This window comes from Rhizobacter sp. P3_C12, assembly GCF_056402735.1.
In genome coordinates this window covers 1-8,273 of the sequence record NZ_JBFUGW010000269.1, presented here as the reverse complement: position 1 = coordinate 8,273, position 8,273 = coordinate 1, and the positions used below count along the sequence as shown (strand labels likewise).

General features: G+C 67.5%; 7 protein-coding genes. 6 read left to right on the top strand and 1 reads right to left on the bottom strand.

Translation table 11 applies throughout. The annotated features are described in order from the left end of the window. Window positions 1–572, bottom strand: a 572-nt coding sequence (locus tag AC1DXV_RS27870) for an RDD family protein (protein WP_477936631.1), incomplete at its 3' end; no start/stop codon positions are given. A 47-nt stretch (window positions 573–619) separates the two neighbouring features. Here AC1DXV_RS27870 and AC1DXV_RS27865 point away from each other — a divergent pair. From AC1DXV_RS27865 to AC1DXV_RS27840, 6 genes are all read left to right on the top strand, one after another. Then, the gene (locus tag AC1DXV_RS27865) at window positions 620–1,639 is read left to right on the top strand and encodes an AAA family ATPase (protein ID WP_477866016.1); all 1,020 of its coding nucleotides are present in this window, start codon (window positions 620–622) and stop codon (window positions 1,637–1,639) included. 17 nt (window positions 1,640–1,656) lie between these two features. Further along, window positions 1,657–4,158, top strand: coding sequence for a S8 family peptidase (locus tag AC1DXV_RS27860; RefSeq protein ID WP_477936629.1), 2,502 nt, complete (start codon window positions 1,657–1,659; stop codon window positions 4,156–4,158). 110 nt (window positions 4,159–4,268) lie between these two features. Next, on the top strand, window positions 4,269–5,690 hold the full coding sequence (locus AC1DXV_RS27855; RefSeq protein WP_477866014.1) for an FAD-binding oxidoreductase: 1,422 nt from the start codon (window positions 4,269–4,271) through the stop codon (window positions 5,688–5,690). Between the two features lie 10 nt (window positions 5,691–5,700). Next, entirely contained in the window at window positions 5,701–6,651 is a 951-nt protein-coding gene (locus AC1DXV_RS27850; RefSeq protein WP_477936633.1) for an ABC transporter permease, read from the top strand. 8 nt (window positions 6,652–6,659) lie between these two features. Then, window positions 6,660–7,478: an ABC transporter permease gene (locus AC1DXV_RS27845; RefSeq protein WP_477873066.1), complete on the top strand. Its 819-nt coding sequence runs from the start codon at window positions 6,660–6,662 to the stop codon at window positions 7,476–7,478. Beyond that, window positions 7,475–8,273 (top strand): ABC transporter ATP-binding protein (locus tag AC1DXV_RS27840; RefSeq protein WP_477936627.1); only part of this gene is annotated, 799 nt, incomplete at its 3' end. The genes AC1DXV_RS27845 and AC1DXV_RS27840, both read left to right, overlap by 4 nt.

Genomic DNA, 8,273 nt, shown 5'->3' with positions numbered 1-8,273 from the left:
GGCGTGAGCCGCTGGCCGCGCATCGCCCAGTTGACGATGGCCGCCTGCTCGCGCAGCGCGAGCGGCCGGGCCGGCGCGCGCGGCGGCGCGTCGGGCAACTCGCCGTGCAGCTCGACGCTGCCGGCATGCACCACCAGCGTGCCGGCAGCCATGTCGCCCAGGCGCTTGAAATCGGGCCGCCACAGCATCGCGAGCAGGCCGAAGCCGTACAGCAGCGGCATGAAATCGGCCGCGCGCAGCAGGTTGCGGATGATCGACGCGGCGGGCGTCACCGGCAGCCCGGAATCCATCACGACCCGCAGGCCCAGCATGCGCTTGCCCGGCGTCGCGCCGGCCAGCGCGAGCTCGAACACCACCGGGTAGAACCATTCGAGCAGGAAATACATCATCAGCTGCAGCCCGGCCCCCAGGCCGCCGCCCAGGCCCAGCAGCGCCGACAGCACGAAGAACATCACGACGCGGATGCCGAAATCGGCCGCGAAGGCCAGCACGCGCGGCACCAGGCCGGCCGGCCGGAGCGACAGTGCGATGCCTTCGGGGGTCTCGGCGGTGGTCAGCGTATCCAGTGACACGGAGGCCTTGTCTGTGGGGGTCGCAGATTCTAGGGTCAGGCGCCTCAATGGGAGACAATCCGGACACCATGGCGAACGGCGATCAACTCAAAGCTCTGCTGCGCTCCCACGCGGAGGGTGACGATCGTCACTTCTATTCGGTCGCCATGCAGATGGCCGCGCATGAAGCGAAGCAGGGTCACGGCAAACTGGCAGAAGAGATCCGCGACCTCATCGATGCCACCAAAGCACGTCGAAGCATTGGTACGGCAGACGGCACGATTCCGATCGCTCGACCGAAGGGTGAACTCGCGGCACTGCTCAGCGTCTCCTACCCTTCTCGGCGACTGAGTGACATGGTTTTGGCTGAGCCGTTGCTGCAAAGCCTGCAGCGTGTGCTCAAGGAACAGCGACACCTGTCCAAGCTGCGCAGCCACGGCTTGCATCCTCGGCGGAAGTTGTTGCTCGTTGGCCCGTCCGGGACGGGCAAGACTATGACAGCCTCGGCGCTGGCCGGGGAACTCGGTATCCCCCTGTTCGTGGTCCGCCTGGACGCACTCATCACGAAATTCATGGGTGAAACCGCCGCAAAACTGCGGCAAGTCTTCGACGCTGTGTCATCTACACGAGGCGTCTATTTTTTCGACGAGTTCGACGCGATCGGCAGCCAGCGCGGCATGGCAAATGATGTGGGCGAGATTCGCCGGATCTTGAACAGCTTCCTGCTCATGATCGAGCAAGACGAATCCCACAGCGTCATCGTCGCTGCGACAAACCATCCGGACATCCTGGACGAGGCGCTTTTCAGGCGATTCGATGACGTCGTTGAATACCACGTGCCCTCGACTTCCGAAGTCGAGGTCCTGCTGCACAGGCGCCTAGGCGGGTACATCAAAGCGAAGAAAGCGCTCACCGATCTCGCGAAAGACGCAACCAGCCTCAGTCATGCAGAGATCGCGAGAGCGATCGACGATGCAATCAAAGAAGCTGTGATGCACGATCAGCACACCATACCGGCCGCGGCGCTGCGCAACCTGCTGCAGCAGCGCCAAGCAGTTCGCCGTCGCAGCGCAGGCGCCAAAGAATAAGCGGGGCGGGGCTCTTCATGGCTACCGAGAGCCAACAGCGGCGCCCGCATCTCTTCCCTCACGATACCCGCTCAGTTGAGGGATACACGGCGAAGAAGGCCGTCGTCACCAAGACGGCCGTGCCGCCTCTGCCGCGTGAGCAACAAGCGCAGGATCTGCGCACCCAGTTTGCACAAGTCGAGGCCGCCCAGTCGCAGCGCATCGCTGAACAGCGAGCGGCAGAGGTGCAGATGGCAATCGGGATCCAGATCGAGTTCGAAAGCCGGCATGGCGTCGAGTTCGCTGCTGAACGCCTGGCGCGCGACCGCCAGGGCATCGAACTCATGAACGTCCGTGAGCACGGCGACCAGATCCTGGCCACGGTGTTCGTACCTCCGGGCAAGCTGACCCATTTCGAAAAACTGATCCAAGCCTACGCAGAACACCGAACCGGTGCCAGCGGTCGCTCGCTCGACCACCAGTCGTTGATCGACGCGATTCGCTCCGTGCGCGTCGCCACATTCGACTCCCTGTGGACGGACAGCGCCGAGGCGCTGCCGGCAAGCGACACCGAGGCAATCTGGTGGGAGGCTTGGCTTCCCGGCGGCGAGAAGCGCCTGCAAGTCATTGCCGACTTCCGCAAGGTCGCCGAACTGGCCGGCCTTCTGGTGCGTGAACGGGTGCTGCATTTCCCGGAACGCTCAGTTGTTCAGCTGCGTGGCAGCAAGGAGCAATTGCTGCAATCGGCGCTGGTGTTGAACACGGTGGCCGAGTTGCGCCGAGCGAAAACCACCGCCGAGTTCTTTGCTGCGCTGCCACTGAACGAGCAAGCGCACTGGAGCGAGAACCTGCAGAAACGAGTTCTGCCGCAACACGAGGGCAGTTCTTACGTCACGTTGCTCGACACCGGTGTCAATCATGGACATCCACTGCTCACGCCGCTTATCGATGACGCAGATCGCCACTGCGTGGAGCCTGACTGGGGCACGGACGATGGCAATGGGCACGGCACCGAACTGGCTGGATTGGCGTTGCTTGGTGACTTGACGCCAGCACTCTCTGACGATGGGTTGCTGCATATTCCTCATCGCCTCGAGTCGGTGAAGATCTTGCAGGGGCCTGGAGACAATGATGGACAGTCTTACGGTGCAATCACGGCAGAAGCCGTTGCACGCGTGGAGATCACCGACCAAGATCGTCGCCGCATCTTCGCGATGGCGGTCTCGTCGACAGATGGGCGCGACAGAGGTCGCCCGTCTTCGTGGTCAGCAGAGGTCGATCGACTCGCCTGCGACTACGAGGGTCAAGGCGAGTCGCCGCGCTTGTTTGTGCTCTGCGCAGGCAATACACAAGATCCAAACGCCTGGGGCGAGTACCCCGCCAGTCTTTCGACGAACATGGTTCACGACCCTGGGCAGGCATGGAATGCACTGACGGTCGGTTCCTATTCGGAACTGACCACGCTCTCCGAGCCCTTCGAACATCAATACACGGCAATCGCGGCCGCAGGCGGGTTGAGTCCGTACACGACGACATCCTCGACGTGGCAAACAGGGTGGCCCTTCAAACCCGACATCGTCATGGAAGGCGGCAATGCGGCCATCGACGCAACTGGCTTCACCAGCCAGATGGACAGCCTATCGTTGCTGACGACAAGTCACGAACCTCATGAGCGTCTGTTCGCACTGAGTTGGGCAACCAGCGCGTCGACTGCGCTCGCAGCGGGCATGGCGGCAAGGATCCAGGCGGCGTACACGACATTCTGGCCGGAGACTGTCCGAGCGCTGATGATTCACTCTGCGCGTTGGACAACGCCCATGCTGGCGACCTACACCCCGAATGGGATCCGCAACCAAACAACGATCAGGCAGTTACTGAGGCATTGCGGATATGGCGTTCCCAGCCTGGAGCGGGCGCTGTTCAGTGCGAGCAATTCGCTCACGATGATCGTGCAGGACCGCCTTCAGCCCTACCAGAAGGTCGGATCAACGGTTCGCACCTGCGACATGCATTTGCATGCGCTTCCCTGGCCAACCGAGCAGCTCCAATCGCTTGGCAGTACGGAGGTGACCTTGCGAATCACCTTGTCGTACTTCATCGAACCGAACCCCGGCGAGCGGGGCGGGATCGACAAGTACGCGTACCAATCGCATGCGCTTCGATTTGCGGTACGCCGTCCGCTGGAGACGGAAGCTGCATTTCGAGGCCGCATCAACGCGCAAGCGACAGCTGAGGAGCAGGGGCTCCCAGCTCAGTCCAGCACCGATGCCGGATGGAGCATCGGAGAGCGCACGCGGGCTCGTGGATCGCTGATCAGCGACAGTTGGAGCGGCACAGCCGCTGAGTTGGCCAATCGAGGGCATTTGGCAGTGTTCCCGGCCATGGGATGGTGGCGCAATCGTCCTGGCCACGGCCGGTTCGAACGCGCCGCCCGCTATGCATTGGTCGTCTCGATCGAAGCGCCCGAAGTCGAACAGGACTTGTATGCGGCTGTCGCCCAGCAGATTGGCGTACCGGTCGCAGTAGAAACCACCGTGTAGCGCGAGAAGGTCACCCGGCCGGGCGGGTTCCGGCGACGGAACCCGGAATCGCTGTCGACTCAGCCAAGGCGGTGCAGAATCTGCATTCCGTTGTCGGAGGTCCCCCGCCCATGAACGCACCCATCCCCGTCCACCTGCTGCCGCAACTCGATCCGCGGCCGGTTCCCGCCGAGATGGTCGAGGCGCTGCGGGCCCGCTTCGGCGAGCGCTGCTCCACCGCGCTGGCAGTGCGCCAGCAGCATGGCCGCGACGAGTCGCCGTTCGACGTGCCGCCGCCCGAGGTGGTGGTGTTCTGCGAGAGCACCGAAGACGTCGCCGAGGTCGTGAAACTGGCCGACCGGCATGCCGTGCCGGTGATCCCGTTCGGCGCCGGCTCGTCGCTCGAAGGTCACCTGCTCGCGGTGCAGGGCGGCGTCAGCATCGACCTGACGCGCATGAACGGCATCGTCTCGGTGCGCCCCGAGGACCTCACCGTCACCGTGCAGGCCGGCGTCACCCGCATGCAGCTGAACACCGAGATCCGCCATGCCGGGCTGTTCTTCCCGATCGATCCCGGCGCCGACGCGACGCTCGGCGGCATGAGCGCCACGCGCGCGAGCGGCACCAACGCCGTGCGCTACGGCACGATGCGCGACAACGTGCTCGCGCTCACCGTCGTCACGCCGCAGGGCGAGGTGATCCACACCGGCACGCGGGCCCGCAAGTCGTCCGCCGGCTACGACCTGACGCGCCTGATGGTGGGCAGCGAAGGCACGCTGGGCGTCATGACCGAGATCACGCTGAAGCTGTACCCGCTGCCCGAGGCGATCTCGGCGGCCACCTGCAGCTTCCCGAGCATCGACGCCGCGGTGCGCACCACCATCCAGCTGATCCAGATGGGCGTGCCGATCGCGCGCTGCGAGCTGCTCGACGCCAACGCGGTGCGCGCGGTGAACCGGCACGACAAGCTCACGCTGCCCGAGGTGCCGCTGCTGTTGATGGAGTTCCACGGCAGCGAGGCGAGCGTGGCCGAGCAGGCCGCCACGGTGCAGGAGATCGCCGGCGAGTTCGGCGGCGAGGGCTTCCAGTGGGCGACCACGCCGGAGGAGCGCACCAAGCTCTGGAGCGCGCGCCACCGCGCCTACTTCGCCGGGCTGCAGATGAAGCCCGGCAGCCGCACCGTGACCACCGACACCTGCGTGCCGATCTCGCGGCTGGCTGAGTGCATCAACGAGAGCGTTGCCGAGGTCGAGGCCTCGGGGTTGATGTACTACATCGTCGGCCACGTCGGCGACGGCAATTTCCACCTCGCCTACCTGATCGACCCCGACAAGCCGGAAGAGCGCGAGACCGCCGAGCGGCTGAACCTGCAGCTGGTGCAGCGCGCGCTGCGGCTCGACGGCACCTGCACCGGCGAACACGGCATCGGGCTGCACAAGATGGGCTTCCTGGTCAGCGAGGCCGGCGCCGGCGCGGTCGACATGATGCGCACCGTCAAGCGCGCGCTCGATCCGAAGAACATCATGAACCCCGGCAAGATCTTCTCGCTCTGAGGCCGGGCCCATCAGCGTCTTCCTGATCCAGCGCTGCGCCGCCTTCGCCGCCACGCTGCTGGCGGCCTCGGCGCTGATCTTCGCGGTGCTCGCGCTGCTGCCGGGCAGCGCGGTCGACGTCCGGCTGGAGACCGGTGCCACGCCCGAAGCCGCCGCGGCGCTCGCACGGCAGCTCGGGCTCGACCAGCCGGCGCTCGTGCGCTACGGCCGCTGGCTGCGTGGCCTGGCGAGCGGCGAGCTCGGCCGCAGCGTCGCGTACGACGCACCGATCGCCGAGCTGCTGGCCGAGCGGCTGCTCGTCACGCTGCCGCTCGCGCTGATCGCGATGGTGCTGACGACGGTGTTCGCCCTCGCACTCGGCGTGTTCGCCGCGTCGCGCCACCGCCGGCTCGGCGATGCCGGCGTGATGGCCTTCAGCCAGCTCGGCATGGCGGTGCCGAGCTTCTGGTTCGCGATCCTGCTGATCCTGGTGTTCGCGGTGAAGCTGCAGTGGTTCCCCGCCGGCGGCTTCGCCGGCTGGGACGAAGGCCCGGCCGCGGCGCTGCGCTCGCTGCTGCTGCCGGCCGTCGCACTCGCCGCGGTGCAGGCCGCGATTCTCGCGCGCGTGACGCGCAGCGCGGTGCTCGAGGTGATGCGCGAGGATTTCGTGCGCAGCGCGCGCGCACAGGGCCTCGGCCGGCGCGCCGTGCTGTGGCGCCATGTGCTGCGCAACGCGCTGGTGCCGGTGCTCACGGTGATGGGGCTGCAGTTCGCGAACCTGCTGACCGGCGCGATCGTCGTCGAGAAGGTGTTCGCGCTGCCGGGGCTCGGGCTGCTGGTGTTCCAGGCGATCGCGAACCGCGACCTGCTGGTGGTGCAGAACGTGGTGATGCTGTTCGCGGCGGCGGTGATCGCGATCAACTTCGCGGTCGACCTGCTGCTGGTCGCGATCGACCCGCGGCTGAAGGCGGGCCACCGATGAAGGCAGCCATGAGACGCCACCCGAGCTTCGTCGCCGGCTGCGTGCTGGTCGGGCTGTGGCTCGCCGCGGTGGGGCTGTCGCTCGTCTGGACGCCGTACCCGCCGACCGAGATCGACATCCCGAACAAGCTGCTGCTGCCGTCCACCGCGCACTGGCTGGGCACCGACAGCCTGGGGCGCGACATCGCGTCGCTGCTGCTCGCCGGGGCGCGCACCTCGCTGCTGGTCGGGGTGGCGGCCGTCGGGCTCGGCGCCGTGCTCGGCACCGCGATCGGCCTGCTCGGCGCGGCCCGGCGCGGCTGGCTCGATGCGCTGCTGATGCGCAGCGCCGATTTCAGCTTCGCGTTCCCGGCGCTGCTGACCGCGCTGATGCTGGCCGCGCTGGCCGGGCCGGGGATCGTCACCGCGGTGGCGGCGATCGCGGTGTTCAACGCAGCGGTGTTCGCACGCATCAGCCGCTCGGCCGCCGGCGCGGTGTGGTCGCGCGATTTCGTGCTGGCCGCGCGCGCCTGCGGGCGCAGCCGCCGGCAGATCACCTTGGACCATGTGCTGCCGAACATCGCGGCGCCGCTGATCGTGCAGGTGACGATCCAGTTCGCGGTCGCGATCCTGGCCGAAGCGGCGCTCAGCTACCTGGGCCTGGGCGTGCGGCCGCCGCAGCCGAGCTGGGGGCGCATGCTGAACGAGGCGCAGGAGATGATGTACCAGGCGCCGCACCTCGCGCTGTACCCGGGCATCGCGATCGCGCTCGCGGTGCTGGGGCTGAACCTGATCGGCGACGGGCTGCGCGACCTGCTGGACCCGCGCCTCGACGGGCAGCGCCGATGACGGGCACGCTGCTGGAGGTGCGCGACCTGCGCGTGAGCCTGCCGTCGGTGCACGGACCGGTGGAGGCCGTGCGCGGCATCGACCTCACGCTGGCGCGCGGCCGCACGCTCGGCCTGATCGGCGAGAGCGGTTGCGGCAAGTCGATGACGGCGCTGGCGCTGATGGGCCTGCTGCCGGATGCGGCACGGGCGACCGGCAGCATCCGCTTCGATGGGCAGGAGCTGGTGGGCCTCGACGATCATGCGATGTGCGCGCTGCGCGGGCGGCGCATCGCGATGGTGTTCCAGGAGCCGATGACGGCGCTCGACCCGCTGCAGCCGCTGTGGCGCACGGTGTCGGAACCCTTGCGCGTGCACCGCGGGCTCGATGCGCGCAGCGCACGCGCCGAGGCGCTGCGCCTGCTCGAGCGCGTGCAGCTGCCGCAGGCGGCGCAGCGGCTCGATGCGCGGCCGCACCAGCTGTCCGGCGGCCAGCGCCAGCGCGTGATGATCGCGACGGCGCTGGCCTGCGGGCCCGAGCTGCTGATCGCCGACGAGCCGACCACCGCGCTCGACGCGACGCTGCAGCGCGAGATCCTGGCGCTGATCGGCACGCTGGTCGCCGACGGCGGCATGGCCTTGCTGCTGATCTCGCACGACCTCGACCTGATGGCGCGCAGCGTCGAGCGCGTGATGGTGATGTACGGCGGGACGGTGGTGGAGGAGGGCCCGGGCGCGCAGGTGCTGGCGGCGCCGGCGCATCCGTACACGCGCGGGCTGGTCGGCGCGCGGCCGCGGCTGGGGGCACCGCGAGGGG

Bases quoted from the DNA above. Each gene is read 5' to 3' on its own strand.
- AC1DXV_RS27860 (WP_477936629.1), top strand. From the start codon at position 1,657: ATGGCTACCGAGAGCCAACAGCGGCGCCCGCATCTCTTCCCTCACGAT.
- AC1DXV_RS27845 (WP_477873066.1), top strand. From the start codon at position 6,660: ATGAGACGCCACCCGAGCTTCGTCGCCGGCTGCGTGCTGGTCGGGCTG.
- AC1DXV_RS27865 (WP_477866016.1), top strand. From the start codon at position 620: ATGGGAGACAATCCGGACACCATGGCGAACGGCGATCAACTCAAAGCT.
- AC1DXV_RS27855 (WP_477866014.1), top strand. From the start codon at position 4,269: ATGAACGCACCCATCCCCGTCCACCTGCTGCCGCAACTCGATCCGCGG.